We start from the raw sequence: 14,679 nt of genomic DNA on the forward strand, positions 1-14,679 counted from the left end.
GCCTGTTACAATGGGATAAAACGTTAGGATAAAGGAGAAAGACCACCATGCGCTCAACTATTTTGATTGTGGATGATGACGAAAAAATTGTATCCATGCTCCGCCGGGGGCTGGCTTTTGAAGGATATGAGGTACAGACGGCTTCCAATGGAGCTGAAGGCCTCAGCAAACTGATGGACAAGGAGCCGGACATCGTTGTGCTGGATGTGATGATGCCGCAGATTGACGGATTTGAGGTATGTCGCAGATTGAGAGAAGCAGGCAGTAAAGTGCCTGTGCTGATGCTGACGGCCAAGGATGAAGTACAGAGCCGGGTGACCGGACTGGACACAGGAGCCGATGACTACCTTGTAAAACCTTTTGCGCTGGAAGAATTATTGGCACGTGTCCGTGCATTGCTGCGCCGCAAGTCAGATAGTGCGGGTACGCCGGACAACCGCTTAATGTATGAAGATATCATTTTGGACAATGACTCACGTGAAGTATTGCGAGATGGGCAGCGTCTGGAGCTGACTGCCAAAGAATTTGAACTGTTGAATCTGTTCATGCAAAATCCAAGACGGGTACTGTCCCGTGATCTGATTATGGATAAAATCTGGGGTTATGATTACAGCGGTGAGTCTAACGTGCTTGAAGTATACATTGCCATGCTCAGACAGAAGACTGAAGAATACGGTGGCAAACGTCTAATCCAGACCATCCGGGGAGCCGGTTATATTCTGAGAGGTGACTCCTGACATGTCCATTCGGTTAAGACTAACCGCATGGTATTCTGGTATTCTGGCCGCCGTGCTTATTTTTTGGGGCGTTGTCATCTATGCCTTTGTTTATTTTAATTCCTATCAGGAAGTCGAACAGCAATTAAAGGTGAAAAGTGCCCGGATTACGGATCAAATTGGTGTAAATCCTCTTTCGCAGTCGTTGGATCTGGACCCATTTACAGAGAGCCAGCTTCAGGAGGCACAAATTTACATTCAACTCTGGGATTATCAGAGTCGCTCAGGCATAATTTCCGGCAATATGAAAAAACTGGAGATTCAGTTTCCGGTATTAAAAGCCAATGAAATTCTTGAAAAGCGAGGCATATCCAAGATCTATGTGGATGGTACACCGTTTCTGGTGAATCAGCTTCCCCTTTCTCTTCAGGGAACCAATGAAGTACGTGGGATTCTTCAGGTTGGTGCCAATGTAAGTTCACAGGAGCGCTTGCTGGAAGCGTTGCTTAATATTTTGGTTTTTGGCTGGCTGGTAGCGATGGCATTGGCTATTACCTCAGGTCTCGTCTTGGCTCGCAAGTCGATGCGTCCGCTCGTGACTGTCATTGATGCCGCCAATCAGATTCAATCTGGAGATGACTTAAGTGTACGTATTCAATATGCTGGGCCGAAGGATGAGATCGGGCGTCTGATTGAAACGGTGAATAATATGCTTGAACGTACAGAATTGTCATTCCGTGGTTTGGAGGAAACGAATGCTGCCCAGCGCCGCTTTGTATCCGATGCATCGCATGAACTGCGTACGCCGCTGACCACCATTCGCGGGAACGTAGACTTCTTGAAGAAGCTGTGGGATCAGGAAGGAAGCGACCGACCGAATCTGGATGAGGAGACTGTCAAACAAATGTCGCTGGAAGCCATTGAAGATATGGCGGACGAGGGAAAACGTATGAGCAGGCTGATCAGCGACATGTTATCGCTGGCGAGAGCGGATACGGGTCAGAAAATTGAACTGAATCCGATCCCGCTGCAGATACTCGTACAGGAAGTAGCACGCAGAGCACAATTTCTGGATCGTCAGGCAGACTGGCTTCCAGGAGATTTTTCCATCCTGAACGGCATTTATGTGAATGGTAGCAAGGACTATCTGCAACAGATGCTGTTTATTTTCATCGAAAATGCGTTTAAATACACACCTGAAGGCTCTGTGACGCTGGATGCCGTATTATACAAGGGCCAGGTGGGACTACGCATTAGCGACACCGGTATTGGGATGGATCGGGACGAAGTGCCGTTCATCTTTGATCGTTTTTATCGGGCAGATGAATCCCGCGGGGCTACACCGGGCATAGGTCTGGGACTTTCGATTGCGAAGTGGATTATTGAGGAACACCATGGATCGGTTGAGGTTGTGACCAGACGTGGAGAAGGAACCACCTTTATTATCTGGTTGCCGGTTGTCTTTGCTCCGCCTATCGAATAAAGGTATAATAGACAGGACTGCAATTACATCGGCAACGTTGCCGAGAAAGAAAGCGGGTGGCAACCAAGTGGAAGTACTACGAATTTCGCCGCGGGGATATTGTTACGGCGTTGTGGATGCGATGGTGCTCGCGCGTCAAGCGGCACGCAATCTGGATTTACCACGACCTATTTATATATTGGGTATGATTGTGCATAACCAACATGTGACGGATTCCTTTGAAGATGAAGGTATTATTACATTGGATGGTCCGAACCGGATGGATATTTTGAGCCAAGTGGAGAGTGGCACGATTATTTTCACAGCTCACGGTGTATCTCCTGAAGTGCGCAAGTTGGCACGGGACAAAGGATTGACAACAGTGGATGCAACATGCCCTGATGTCACCAAGACCCATGATCTCATTCGGGAGAAGACGGCAGAAGGTTATCAGATCATCTATATCGGCAAAAAGAATCACCCTGAACCAGAAGGTGCCGTTGGTGTTGCACCAGATCTCGTTCATCTGATCGAGAAGGAAGAAGAGATCGAAGAGCTGAACGTATCTCCAGGCAAAATCCTTATTACAAATCAGACAACGATGAGCCAGTGGGATATCAAGCACATTATGAGCCGTCTGCTGGAGAAGTTTCCGGGCGCAGAGATTCATAATGAGATTTGCCTTGCAACTCAGGTTCGTCAGGAAGCTGTTGCGGAACAGGCAGGTCAGTCGGACCTGGTTATCGTGGTGGGTGATCCTCGCAGCAATAACTCTAACCGTCTGGCACAAGTGTCGGAGGAGATTGCGGGTGTTACGGCCTACCGTGTATCTGATGTTTCCGAGATTCAGCAAGAATGGCTGAAAGGTGTAAATAAGGTGGCGGTTACTTCGGGTGCATCAACACCAACACCGATCACGAAAGAAGTCATCCTTTACCTGGAACAGTATGAACATGACAAGCCGGAGACGTGGGAGATCAAACGTACCGTGAACATGAGCAAACTGTTGCCTCCAGTTAGAGAAAAAACACGTACACCTTAGGAAATGTAAAAGTAAGTCTAAGTGTATGTGAATTAAAAACGAGATGTGAATGAGAAGAATCCTGTTATGCAGATCCGAATGTCGGAGCCTGTGGAGCAGGATTCTTTTTTTGTATATGGATAAGGAATGTGTACCTTGACGCAATCAGATAACTATGGTATATTCACTTTAACGGATAAAAGCTTAAAAGCGAACAAGCGTTTAAGCACGACAGAATTTTTATATTTAATCAGACGCACGTTAAGGAAATTATTGTGCTCTCATACAAGGAAGGATGGGAATTAATATGATCGTTATTGCAGGCAAAGCTACACCGGAGGAACAGATTCAGGATATCGTTGCAGTTATTGAAAAAGAAGGGCTTCAGGTGCATATCTCTCGCGGAGAGGATCGTACTATCATTGGTTTGATTGGTAAAGTTGAACCTAAAATGCAAGAGCATCTTCGCCAAATGAAAGGTGTCGAGAATGTCGTTAAAATCTCGAAGTCTTACAAATTGGCAAGTCGTGACTTCCATCCGGAAGATACGGTGATCTCCATCAAAGGTGTAGATATCGGCGGAAAAGAACTTGTTGTCATGGGCGGACCATGTGCGGTTGAATCCGCTGCACAGATTGATGAGATTGCCGGGCTTGTGAAAGCTGCTGGTGGGCAAGTGTTACGTGGGGGAGCATTTAAGCCTCGTACGGGTCCTTACAGCTTCCAGGGAACGGGTGTAGAGGGATTGATCATGATGGCGGAAGCAGGCAAGAAACATGACCTGCTGACCATTACTGAAGTCATGACACCTGAGTATGTGGATATTTGCGCCGAGTACGCAGATATTCTGCAAGTAGGTACACGTAACATGCAGAACTTTGACCTGCTCCGCAAATTGGGCGAGTGTGGTAAACCCGTATTGTTGAAACGTGGTTTCAGTGCGACATACGATGAATTGTTGAATGCGGCTGAATACATTCTTGCGGGTGGTAACCCAAATGTTATGCTGTGTGAACGTGGTATTCGTACGTTTGAATCCTACACACGGAATACGTTGGATCTGTCAGCGATCCCTGTTCTGCAGTCTCTGAGCCATTTGCCGGTTATTTCTGACCCGAGCCATGGTACTGGACGACGTGAACTGGTGGAACCGATGACAAAAGCTTCCGTTGCTGCGGGTGCCAATGGCCTGATCATTGAAATGCATACCGATCCGGATAACTCCATGACAGGAGATGGTGTGCAATCCTTGTTCCCTGACCAATTCGCTAACCTGTTGCAGGATCTGGAGAAATTGGCACCAATCGTGGGTAAATCATTCAGCACAGCCAAACAACCGGCAGAATTTTTCCCGGCACGTGTAGGCGTGTAATAAGAATTTCATAGTCAAGGTCTGGATCATCATCCGGGCATCTCCTCTGATCTCGTTCATTGTAACGGAATCAGATAGATGCTCGGTTTTTTGCATATTTTGCAGTTTTGAACGTATTTATTAATCAATAGTGATAAGAAACATTTATGATGTGAAGTTTTTCCCATGATTTAGGTTAAAATAGAGGGCGCTTTACCGCATTAAACCAGTTAAATGTATATAAAACTAGTTGTTATATGAATTTATGTTATTTATAAAGTGTGAGTATATCTAACATCCCTTCAAAAAATACCTTACATAAGTATTGACGATGTCATGTTTTAAAATTTATAATGACGACAGAAAAAAATTCGAATTTAGACATTTTCTTAGTGGGGTTGTTTAATGTTCGGAATATTTGGGAGGACGAATACATGTCGGTTGAAAACGTATTGAAATCAATTCAAGAGAACAACATCGAGTGGGTAGATTTTCGTTTTGTAGATTTAGCTGGTCGTGCACATCACATCTCGTTGCCAGCTTCGGCTGTTGATGCAGACACGTTCGTAAATGGAGTAGCTTTTGACGGTTCTTCTATCCAAGGTTTCCGCGGAATTGAAGAGTCCGATATGGTTATGATGCCAGACCCTGAAGCGACTTATGTCGATCCGTTCACTGCACACCCTACATTGAATGTTATGTGTGATATCTTCACTCCGGATGGCGAGCGTTATGAGCGTGACCCACGCAGCATCGCTGTTAAAGCAGAAGCTTTCCTGCAAGAAAGCGGCGTAGGTACAACAGCATTCTTCGCACCTGAATCCGAGTTCTTCATCTTCGACGATGTTCGTTATGAGAGCGGCACGAACAGCTCTTCCTACTTCGTAGATTCCGAAGAAGCTTCTTGGAATACCAACCGTCAGGAAGAAGGCGGAAACCTGGGCTTCAAAGTTCGTACTAAAGGCGGATATGTTCCAGTAGCACCAGTGGATACACAACAAGATATTCGTAGCGAAATGTGTCGCCTTTTGGAAGAAGCTGGCCTGTCAATCGAGCGTCATCACCATGAAGTGGCGACAGCGGGTCAAGCCGAAATCAACTTCCGTTTTGATACACTGAAGAAAACAGCAGATAACCTGCTTGCATACAAATACATCGTGCACAACACTGCACGTCAATATGGCAAAGTAGCAACATTCATGCCAAAACCATTGTTCGGTGATAATGGTAGCGGAATGCACGTTCACCAATCCATCTTTGATGGCGATTCCCCATTGTTCTATGACAAAGCGGGATATGCTAACCTGAGTGAAATGGCTCTGCACTACATCGGAGGTATCCTGTACCATGCTCCGGCACTGATCGCTTTGACTAACCCTAGTACGAACTCGTTCAAACGTCTCGTACCTGGTTACGAAGCACCAGTTAACTTGGTTTACTCCAAAGGTAACCGTTCCGCAGCAGTTCGTATTCCGGTTGCAGCTGTGACACCAAAAGGTTGTCGTATCGAGTTCCGTACACCAGACTCCACAGCTAACCCATACTTGGCATTCTCCGCAATGTTGATGGCTGGTCTGGATGGAATCAAACGTAAAATCAACCCAACTGAGCTTGGATATGGTCCTCTCGATAAAAACATCTATGACCTGTCTGATGCAGATAAAGAAAACATCCGCAGTGTGCCAGCTTCCCTGGAAGAAGCACTTGATGCTCTGGCAGCTGACAACGAGTTCTTGACTGAAGGCGGCGTATTCACAAAAGACTTCCTTGATAACTACATCAACCTCAAACGTGATGAAGCGAAAGCAGTAGCGATCCGCATTCATCCGCACGAGTACAGCCTTTACTTCGACTGCTAATCTGTCGAGGTCGGAACAGTTCTTGTTCCAACTTAAAGCCTCCGGGACACGCTCTCGGAGGCTTTTCCTTAAATTAAACAATGTAGTGCTTTAACTTTGCAGGGTGATAAAGGAATTTGATAACCTGAATTCAACACTTCAGTGCATATTGCCCTTGAAGCAGATAGAGAATACTGATATCATAGCGATAATATTCACTTTGAGTGCATTTTGCACAAATCCATAGAGCGTCTTTCAATAAGTAAGATATAGATCAAAATGTTTCAATTTGTCTATACGTTGGTTGGATCAGGATGCTTCTTCCTGTCCAACTCTTATACCCGTGAGCGATTCTAATCGAATTGTGCAAAATGCTGTTTGGATGTCAGAGTTACGGATGGAAAGGGCGGGGGATTTTGTGACAAAAAGAGCGTATAACTTTAATGCAGGACCTGCGGCGTTACCACTTGAGGTACTGGAGCGTGCACAGGCGGAATTTGTAGATTTTCGTAATACAGGCATGTCGATTATGGAGATGTCTCACCGTGGAGCGGTGTATGAGTCTGTACATAATGAAGCTCAGGAGCGGTTGTTGTCGCTTCTAGGCAGTCCAAAAGGATACAAGGTTCTCTTTCTGCAGGGCGGTGCAAGCACTCAGTTCGCGATGTTGCCAATGAACCTGCTCGGCGCAGGGCAGACTGCAAGTTACGTGATGACTGGCAGCTGGGCGAAGAAGGCTCTGTCTGAGGCGAAGTTGATCGGCGAGACACATGTTGCTGCATCTTCGGAAGCAGAGAAATTTATGAAATTGCCGGATGTTTCGAATCTGAGTTTGCCAGAACGTACGGCTTATGTGCATCTGACTTCGAACGAAACGATTGAAGGTACGCAATTCAAGTCGTTCCCGGATACCGGTTCAGTACCTCTGATTGCGGACATGTCGAGTGATATTTTCTGTAAACCATTTGATCTTAATCAGTTCGGCATGATCTACGCGGGTGCACAGAAGAACCTGGGTCCATCCGGAATTACGGTTGTAATTGCTCGTGAGGAACTGGTGAGCGAATCGCCTAAAACGATTCCAACCATGCTTCGTTACAGCACACATGTAGATAACAACTCCCTGTACAATACGCCGCCATCCTTCTCGGTATATATGGTGAATGAAGTATTGAAATGGATTGAAGAACAGGGCGGACTGGCTGGTATTGAGCAAAAAAATACGAAAAAAGCGGAATTGCTTTATAACACAATTGATGCTTCCGGTGATTTCTACCGTGGTTGTGTTGAACAAGAAGATCGTTCCCTCATGAATGTAACCTTCCGTCTTGCTTCTGAAGAACTGGAGAAAAAGTTCATCAAGGCTTCGGAGGAAGAAGGATTTGTAGGTCTGAAAGGACATCGCAGTGTGGGTGGTCTCCGTGCCTCCATTTATAATGCTGCTCCTTATGAAAGTGTTAAGGCACTGACAGACTTCATGAGCCACTTCCAGAAGACAAATGGATAATTAAGTATAGGGAGCCTTCCACATTGACGTGTGGAGGGCTTTTCTTTAAGATTAGAGGGTTGTCGTCAACATGAAATGAAAAGGAGATTGAACACATATGGCTTTACACATCGTTCTGGTTGAACCAGAAATTCCGGCGAACACAGGCAATATTTCGCGTACTTGTGCGGCAACCGGTACCCATCTGCATCTCGTACGTCCACTTGGATTTCGAACAGATGATGCTACATTGAAACGTGCAGGGCTGGATTACTGGCATGCTGTCCATATTGAATACCACGACTCATTTGCTGAGGTTCAGGAAAAATATCCGGAAGGTCGTTTCTTCTATGCAACTACGAAGGCCAAGAACCGATATAGTGATTTTAATTTTCAGGATGGGGATTTCCTCGTTTTTGGTAAAGAGACTAAAGGCCTGCCACCTGAATTAATTGCTGCGAATCCCGATACATGCATGAAAATGCCAATGACTGGTGACGTTAGATCATTAAATCTGTCCAATTCGGCAGCAATTATTGTATATGAAGCGTTACGCCAGCTCAATTTCCCCGGGTTAGAAGGATAAATTGAGGTTATAAATGACGGCTAGAATTCGGTAAAAAAACATTTTTCAAAAAAAAGGACAAAAAATGTTTATTTCCAGCAGGATTCGACAAAATCTTGGCGAATCTATAAACATAGTACAAATGTACCTAGAAATTTAGAGTAAGATAGGAGAGGTGTGCCGTAGCTATGAAGCCAGCTGGAGTAGTTCGCAAAGTTGACCAATTAGGTAGGATCGTATTGCCTAAATCTTTGCGTAAAAGGTATCAAATGAATGAGGGAGATCCTGTAGAAATCTTAGTACAAGGGGACCATATTATCTTGGAGAGATATCGTCCAAAATGTATTTTCTGCGGATCCATCGAGGAAGTCAACGAGTTCAAAGAGCGTTACATATGCGCACAATGTTTAGATGAAATGACTCAGCTTCCACAACACGGATAAGAAATAACGTCATGGGGTCCATTGACCCCGTGGCGTTTTTTTTGTTTTATTCTCAATTGAATGGCATAATTGCAATTTGAAAAAAAGATAAAATACGTATACTAACGCTGGGTGTAAAGGGGTAAAACCTCATTCCACACGGCATTCAGGATGCTTTGCATATTTTCTTCCTCACTATTAATACATATGACAGCTTCCTTTGAGGGAATTATGATACACAACTGACCATAGGCACCATCGGCGCGGTAAGCGTCATGAGAACACATCCAGAACTGATACCCGTAACCTTTTCCCCAATCTCCGTCTCCAGTCGTTTCGATCTGCTGGGACGTAGCCTGTCGAATCCAATCCGCAGGTACAATCTGTCTGCCTTCCCAAAAGCCCTCCTGCAACAGTAACTGTCCAAATCGACTCAGTTCCTCATTGCTTATCCAAAGACCTGCACAGCCAAGCGTTACGCCGAGTGGAGAGGTTTCCCACTCTACATCATGGATGCCAAGCGGATCAAATAACCGTGGAGTCAGGTAATCTTTCACGGTTTGGCCGGTAGCAGCCTGTAGCATGGCTGAGATCATAAATGTATCCCCGCTGCTATATGTAAATTGTTCTCCAGGTACCCTGTCCAGAGGCAGAGACATATAATATTTCGCCCAGTCCTTTTCGGTCAATGAAGCTCGTTCATCAGCCCAAAGAGGGGGAGAGTCATGACCCGAAGTCATTCGGAGAAGATCACGCAGTCTCAATTCTTGCGGCGATGGGAGATTGCGTTGTGCAACGGATGCATGATCATAAGAGAAATAATCACCAAGTGTCGCATCCAGATGTATCAGACCTTCTTCAAGAGCAAGACCAACGGCCATACATGTGAAGGATTTACTGATGGAATGTTGTACCCTGCGCTGATCCTTATCCCGGTCCCAATGGGCAAGCAGATGCCCTTTTTGTAATATACGAATGGAAAAAACATTCAATTGTTGCTCCGTAATCGTATGAATGAAACCTTTGAGTTGCTCAGACATATTAACCTCCCTAATATCAGGTGAAACCTGAGTAAAATCGGTTGGTGAAACGTTTCCGTAATTCGAATGCAAAATCAGAACCCATGTTAGTATAAACCTGGTTTGGTGTCAATTAAAGTTGTAATAGCACTTACTAAATTTTCATTTTTTCGTAATAATAGTGTCTTTGGACGCAAATTTAGACTTAAAAGAGCATTTTTTTGAGAAAAAAACGCGAAATTTGTAAAAAGGTTATTGACAGGATTTACTCATCGGGCTTATGATTTATTCGAAACGATTCGAAGAAATCGCTTCCACATTAAAAGTGTTGTAATGAAGTCCATGTGGATCAACGTTGGTTATGTTTTGAAACGATTCGAGAAAATCGTTTCGATAACCCATCGTAATACAAGGGAATCTACAACAGCCTGCAATCCAACGCCAGAGAAACGAATGAGTAAAGACAGCAGGCGATGATGAGAGGGGTTACATTTATGGCACATATAACGATCGAAACTGGATCGCCAACCTTATGCATGAATACCAGCATACATGTTGTGTCCAGTGACTCCGGAGAGACTTCAGGCGGTACACTATATCTGTTGCACGGGGCAGGCGATAATGCGAGTACCTGGCAGCGGTTAACCACAATTGAGATGTATGCAGCGCAATATGGCTGTACGATCATTATGCCGGAAGCGAATCGAAGCTATTACACCGATATGGAATACGGCCTGAATTACTTCCACTACATCACTCAGGAGTTACCTGAAATATGCAAGCGTCTGCTCAATCTGAATCCTGATCCGGAGAAAACATACGTTGCAGGTTTATCCATGGGTGGATATGGTGCACTGAAATGTGGACTAACTTATCCAGAGCGATATCGCAAAGTAGTGTCTCTATCCGGCGTAACGGATATCCAGACACGGCTTCATGATCCCCATATGCCAGCGACAATGATCAAGGAAATGAAAGCGGTTTTTGGAGAACGTTTACAGGTAAAAGCCGATCAGGATATTTACGCACTGTCGGCCAAGCTGCTGGAACAGGGTGTTCCTTTACCGGATATCCTCAGTTGCTGTGGCGATAGTGACCCCTTTGTAGAGATGAATCGCGACTATGCGAGATACATGCAGGGGACTGCCTTTGATTTTCGGTATGTGGAGACGCCGGGGGCTCATGAATGGAGATTTTGGGAGCACCACCTGAGAACGATGTTTGATTTTCTGTACAACGACAAGACCATAGTAGAGTGAGGAGATGCAATGTGAAACCTGCAGCCGAAGGACCTAGCAAAAAGCTGAAGGGAAACGTGAAGGGCAATTCGCTCTGGACTGAAATCTGGAAGCACCGAATGACATACACCCTGCTTATTCCGGGGCTTGTCTGGCTAATTCTGTTTGCCTACATGCCGATGGGTGGCCTGTCTCTGGCATTCAAAGATTACAAGGCCAACCTGGGCATCTGGGGAAGTCCATGGAGCGGATTCGAGAACTTCAAATATGTTTTCCGTGATCCAACCTTTATCGACGCAGTATGGCGTACGCTGTACATCAATATTCTGAAACTGATTATTCAGTTCCCGTTCCCGATCATTCTGGCGCTGTTGCTGAATGAATTGCGGATGCGCAGAGGAAAAAAATTGTTCCAAACCGTTCTTACATTCCCGCACTTCCTTTCCTGGATCATCGTATCCGGGGTAGTCATCAATGTACTGGCATATGACGGACTGGTAAATAGCGCGCTCGGATTACTCGGATTGCCAACGATTAACTTCCTGGGGTCCGAATCCAACTTTGTACCCATGTTGCTGTTGACTGATATTTGGAAATCAAGTGGATGGGGCGCGATTATATTCCTGGCTGCCATTTCCGGTATTGATCAGGATCAGTATGAATCAGCACAGATTGACGGGGCTTCCCGTATGCAACAGATGTTCAAAATTACTTTGCCGAACATCCTTCCAACCATCACAATCATGTTTATTCTCTCGGTTGGTGGATTGATGTCTTCCGGGTTTGACCAGATCTTCAACTTGGCAAATGCCGCTACCAAAAATGTATCGGAAGTACTCGATGTATATATCTATCGGATTACGTTCCAGTCATCTACCGATTTCTCATTCTCGACAGCGGTCAGCTTGTTCCGTTCCCTGGTGAATATGGCCTTGCTGCTTCTTGCTGACAGATTTGCCAAGTGGCTTGGCGGAGACGGTTTGTTCCGATAAGAGAGGAGGAAAAATGAGATGAGCAAGAAAGCTAACAAAAAACCGAGAATTGGTACAGAAAAAATGACACTTCTCGATTACATTATTTTCGCCGTATTACTAGTGCTTGCCCTGATGATCCTGATTCCGTTCTGGAATGTCATCATGATTTCGTTTGCAACACAAAAAGAATATGCTGACAATCCATTTTTGATGTTCCCTAAAGAATGGACATTGGATTCCTACAAGGCATTGTTCGCTGACGGAACGATTCTGACGGGGTACAAAAATACAATTATATTGCTAGTCATCGGCTTGCCACTCAGCTTGTTCCTGACAACAAGCATGGCATATGGCCTTAGTCGCAACAAATTTCCGTTTAAGAAATTTCTCTTTTTCCTGGTACTGTTCACCATGATCTTTAATGGTGGTATCGTACCGCTGTACCTGATCATGAAATCACTTCATCTTACAGGTACGCTGTGGTCCGTTATCCTGGCGGGAAGCTTCAGTGCTTTTAACATGATTCTGATGATGAACTACTTCTACACCTTGCCTGAATCACTCATGGAATCGGCGAGACTGGATGGAGCCGGAGAGTGGAGAATTTTGTTCTCCGTTGTTCTTCCGCTGGCTACACCAATTATGGCTACAATCACGTTGTTCTACGGTGTAGCTTACTGGAACAGTTGGTATGATGCGATGATATTCCTTCGAAAAGCGGATCAGTTACCGCTCCAGAATGTACTCCGAAATATTATCGTGACATCTACGACGAATGCATCCAATGCATCCAGTGTGGATGCTGCTCAAGCAAGCAACTTCTCAATGGGTATGAAGATGGCGGCCGTATTTGTCACCATGGTACCAATTATGTGTTTCTTCCCAATGCTGCAAAAACACTTTGCCAAAGGGGTATTAACAGGGGCAATCAAGACCTGATATACGTATAGGATTTTGCAATAAAATTCTACTAAAAACATGGGGGTAAAACATGAAAACGAAAAAAAAATTGTCAGTAAGAGCTCTCTTTGCCATCACGCTTAGTGTAGTTATGCTGATGGTGACCGCTTGTTCCAGTCAAGGAGCTTCAGGTGGTAACGAAAAAGATGCAGAGGGAAATTACAAAGACAACCTGACCATCTCTGTAGCTAACCTGACAGAAATCAAAAACGGGAACCTGGATAATGATTTCCACAAGTTCTGGACAGACAAATTTAATTTGACATGGGACTACAACTATATCGATTGGGATTCATGGGGCGAGAAGCTTCGTCTGTGGATCAACTCTGGCGACTTGCCGGATGTAGCGGTATGGAACTACGTACATGGCGATGCCATTAACAGCATTGAACAAGGTTTGTTCTACAAATTCCCGGATGACTGGAAAGAACGCTGGCCTAACGTGGCAGCAGCTTACAATTTGACGGGTCTTGGAGACAAGTTGGAAGAATTGACAGGTGGAACATATGTCCTGCCTAGACCAATCTATTTCGAGAACAAACCAGCTGACCCACTCACGAACCAAATTGGTGTCATTGCGCTTCGTAAAGACTGGGCTGAAGCGGTTGGTTTTGAACTGAAAGATGCTTATACAACAACCGAATTGAATGAATATGCTGCGCTAGTGAAAGAAAAAGATCCAGGCAAAGTGGGTAACAAACTTGTACCTCTGTCCTACAATGCGGCAGATGCTATGACAAACATGATTATGCCAAACAGTGTGCATGCCATGACTGACTCTCCGTTCTACAAAGGTGAAGATGGCCAATTCCACTGGGGACCAGCAGATCCTGAAACGCTGACAGGACTTAAATTGATGCAAAAAGCCTATAAAGATGGACTGCTCAATCCTGAGTTCTACACATGGAAAAACAATGAAGGTCAAAACAACTTCAAAGTAACAGGTACAGCTGCTGTAACAAGTCTGGGCGGACTGGCTTCCTACAGACAAGGTCTGGATTCCGATATGAAAAAAAATCTGGGTGTAGATAGTGATGAACTGGTACACACAGCAATCGTAGTAGGCGATGACGGTAAATACCGTAACATGGAACAAGCCAACTTCTGGTCTGCATTGATCTTCAATCCAGACATTAGTGACGAGAAATTCGAACGGATCATGGATCTGATCGATTACTCCGCAACAAAAGAAGGACAGTTGCTCATCAACATGGGCTTTGAAGGAAAAGATTGGAAATATGATGAAAACAACGAACTCGTTAGCTTGTTGCCAGAAGGAACGGTATTGGAAGATAAATATCCAGCTCGTTTCGAAGGTCTTTATCTGCTTGGTGACGACTTCAGTGTTGTAAACCCTGCAATCAAAAAAGATTACCGTGATAGAGCCGTGAAATTGTTCGAAGAAAAAGCAAAACTTGGTACAGAAGGCAAATCGCTTGCACCATACGATTGGGATGTCAACCTGTACGATTCCAAAGCTAAGAGTCAGGCTTCATTCGACTACCAGAATGAATATGCCAACTTGATCCTCAAAAACGGAGATCTAGAGGCAAACTGGAAAGAATGGGTAAACAGTAAAATGTCCCTGGTTCAACCTTATCTGGATGAGCTAAACGATAAATTCTAG

General features: G+C 44.9%; 13 protein-coding genes. 12 read left to right on the top strand and 1 reads right to left on the bottom strand.

The genetic code is table 11. The features are described 5' to 3' along the window. The first annotated feature begins 47 nt into the window (after window positions 1-47). The 8 genes from NST38_RS09270 (at window position 48) to NST38_RS09305 (ending at window position 8,882) form a co-directional block, all read left to right on the top strand. Entirely contained in the window at window positions 48-737 is a 690-nt protein-coding gene (locus NST38_RS09270) for a response regulator transcription factor (protein ID WP_036610048.1), read from the top strand. A gap of 1 nt (window position 738) precedes the next feature. Further along, entirely contained in the window at window positions 739-2,199 is a 1,461-nt protein-coding gene (locus tag NST38_RS09275) for a sensor histidine kinase (protein ID WP_036610045.1), read from the top strand. A gap of 67 nt (window positions 2,200-2,266) precedes the next feature. After that, window positions 2,267-3,220 (top strand): 4-hydroxy-3-methylbut-2-enyl diphosphate reductase, encoded by a 954-nt coding sequence (locus NST38_RS09280; RefSeq protein WP_036669829.1) that lies wholly within the window; start codon window positions 2,267-2,269, stop codon window positions 3,218-3,220. A gap of 286 nt (window positions 3,221-3,506) precedes the next feature. Next, a complete protein-coding gene (gene aroF, locus NST38_RS09285) occupies window positions 3,507-4,571 on the top strand; it encodes a 3-deoxy-7-phosphoheptulonate synthase (protein ID WP_036610039.1) in 1,065 nt (354 codons plus the stop codon). A 413-nt stretch (window positions 4,572-4,984) separates the two neighbouring features. Beyond that, window positions 4,985-6,409, top strand: a complete 1,425-nt coding sequence (gene glnA, locus NST38_RS09290; protein ID WP_036669830.1) for a type I glutamate--ammonia ligase — start codon at window positions 4,985-4,987, stop codon at window positions 6,407-6,409. A 397-nt stretch (window positions 6,410-6,806) separates the two neighbouring features. Beyond that, window positions 6,807-7,895, top strand: a complete 1,089-nt coding sequence (gene serC, locus NST38_RS09295) for a 3-phosphoserine/phosphohydroxythreonine transaminase (RefSeq protein ID WP_076252731.1) — start codon at window positions 6,807-6,809, stop codon at window positions 7,893-7,895. A 97-nt stretch (window positions 7,896-7,992) separates the two neighbouring features. Then, entirely contained in the window at window positions 7,993-8,460 is a 468-nt protein-coding gene (gene trmL / locus NST38_RS09300) for a tRNA (uridine(34)/cytosine(34)/5-carboxymethylaminomethyluridine(34)-2'-O)-methyltransferase TrmL (RefSeq protein WP_017689589.1), read from the top strand. 167 nt (window positions 8,461-8,627) lie between these two features. Continuing rightward, window positions 8,628-8,882, top strand: a complete 255-nt coding sequence (locus NST38_RS09305) for an AbrB/MazE/SpoVT family DNA-binding domain-containing protein (protein ID WP_036610032.1) — start codon at window positions 8,628-8,630, stop codon at window positions 8,880-8,882. A gap of 101 nt (window positions 8,883-8,983) precedes the next feature. On the opposite strand, the gene NST38_RS09310 is transcribed toward NST38_RS09305, so the two are convergent. Then, on the bottom strand, window positions 8,984-9,901 hold the full coding sequence (locus NST38_RS09310) for a serine hydrolase domain-containing protein (protein ID WP_076252418.1): 918 nt from the start codon (window positions 9,899-9,901) through the stop codon (window positions 8,984-8,986). A 473-nt stretch (window positions 9,902-10,374) separates the two neighbouring features. Here NST38_RS09310 and NST38_RS09315 point away from each other — a divergent pair, with 473 nt between their 5' ends. From NST38_RS09315 to NST38_RS09330, 4 genes are read left to right on the top strand one after another with little or no spacing between them, the layout of a single operon-like run. Then, window positions 10,375-11,139, top strand: coding sequence for an alpha/beta hydrolase (locus NST38_RS09315; RefSeq protein ID WP_036669834.1), 765 nt, complete (start codon window positions 10,375-10,377; stop codon window positions 11,137-11,139). Between the two features lie 11 nt (window positions 11,140-11,150). Then, window positions 11,151-12,110: an ABC transporter permease gene (locus NST38_RS09320; protein ID WP_017689585.1), complete on the top strand. Its 960-nt coding sequence runs from the start codon at window positions 11,151-11,153 to the stop codon at window positions 12,108-12,110. Window positions 12,111-12,128: 18 nt separating this feature from the next. Further along, window positions 12,129-13,031, top strand: a complete 903-nt coding sequence (locus tag NST38_RS09325) for a carbohydrate ABC transporter permease (protein WP_036610027.1) — start codon at window positions 12,129-12,131, stop codon at window positions 13,029-13,031. Between the two features lie 52 nt (window positions 13,032-13,083). Continuing rightward, window positions 13,084-14,679, top strand: a complete 1,596-nt coding sequence (locus NST38_RS09330; protein ID WP_076252415.1) for an ABC transporter substrate-binding protein — start codon at window positions 13,084-13,086, stop codon at window positions 14,677-14,679.

Origin of the sequence: Paenibacillus sp. FSL H8-0104, from assembly GCF_038050215.1 — a bacterium.
Lineage (GTDB): Bacteria > Bacillota > Bacilli > Paenibacillales > Paenibacillaceae > Paenibacillus > Paenibacillus amylolyticus.

Excerpts from the sequence above, each read along its gene's own strand:
- aroF (WP_036610039.1), top strand. The coding sequence starts at position 3,507 with ATGATCGTTATTGCAGGCAAAGCTACACCGGAGGAACAGATTCAGGAT.
- NST38_RS09315 (WP_036669834.1), top strand. The coding sequence starts at position 10,375 with ATGGCACATATAACGATCGAAACTGGATCGCCAACCTTATGCATGAAT.
- trmL (WP_017689589.1), top strand. The coding sequence starts at position 7,993 with ATGGCTTTACACATCGTTCTGGTTGAACCAGAAATTCCGGCGAACACA.
- glnA (WP_036669830.1), top strand. The coding sequence starts at position 4,985 with ATGTCGGTTGAAAACGTATTGAAATCAATTCAAGAGAACAACATCGAG.
- NST38_RS09275 (WP_036610045.1), top strand. The coding sequence starts at position 739 with ATGTCCATTCGGTTAAGACTAACCGCATGGTATTCTGGTATTCTGGCC.
- NST38_RS09325 (WP_036610027.1), top strand. The coding sequence starts at position 12,129 with ATGAGCAAGAAAGCTAACAAAAAACCGAGAATTGGTACAGAAAAAATG.
- NST38_RS09330 (WP_076252415.1), top strand. The coding sequence starts at position 13,084 with ATGAAAACGAAAAAAAAATTGTCAGTAAGAGCTCTCTTTGCCATCACG.
- NST38_RS09270 (WP_036610048.1), top strand. The coding sequence starts at position 48 with ATGCGCTCAACTATTTTGATTGTGGATGATGACGAAAAAATTGTATCC.
- NST38_RS09305 (WP_036610032.1), top strand. The coding sequence starts at position 8,628 with ATGAAGCCAGCTGGAGTAGTTCGCAAAGTTGACCAATTAGGTAGGATC.
- NST38_RS09310 (WP_076252418.1), bottom strand. The coding sequence starts at position 9,901 with ATGTCTGAGCAACTCAAAGGTTTCATTCATACGATTACGGAGCAACAA.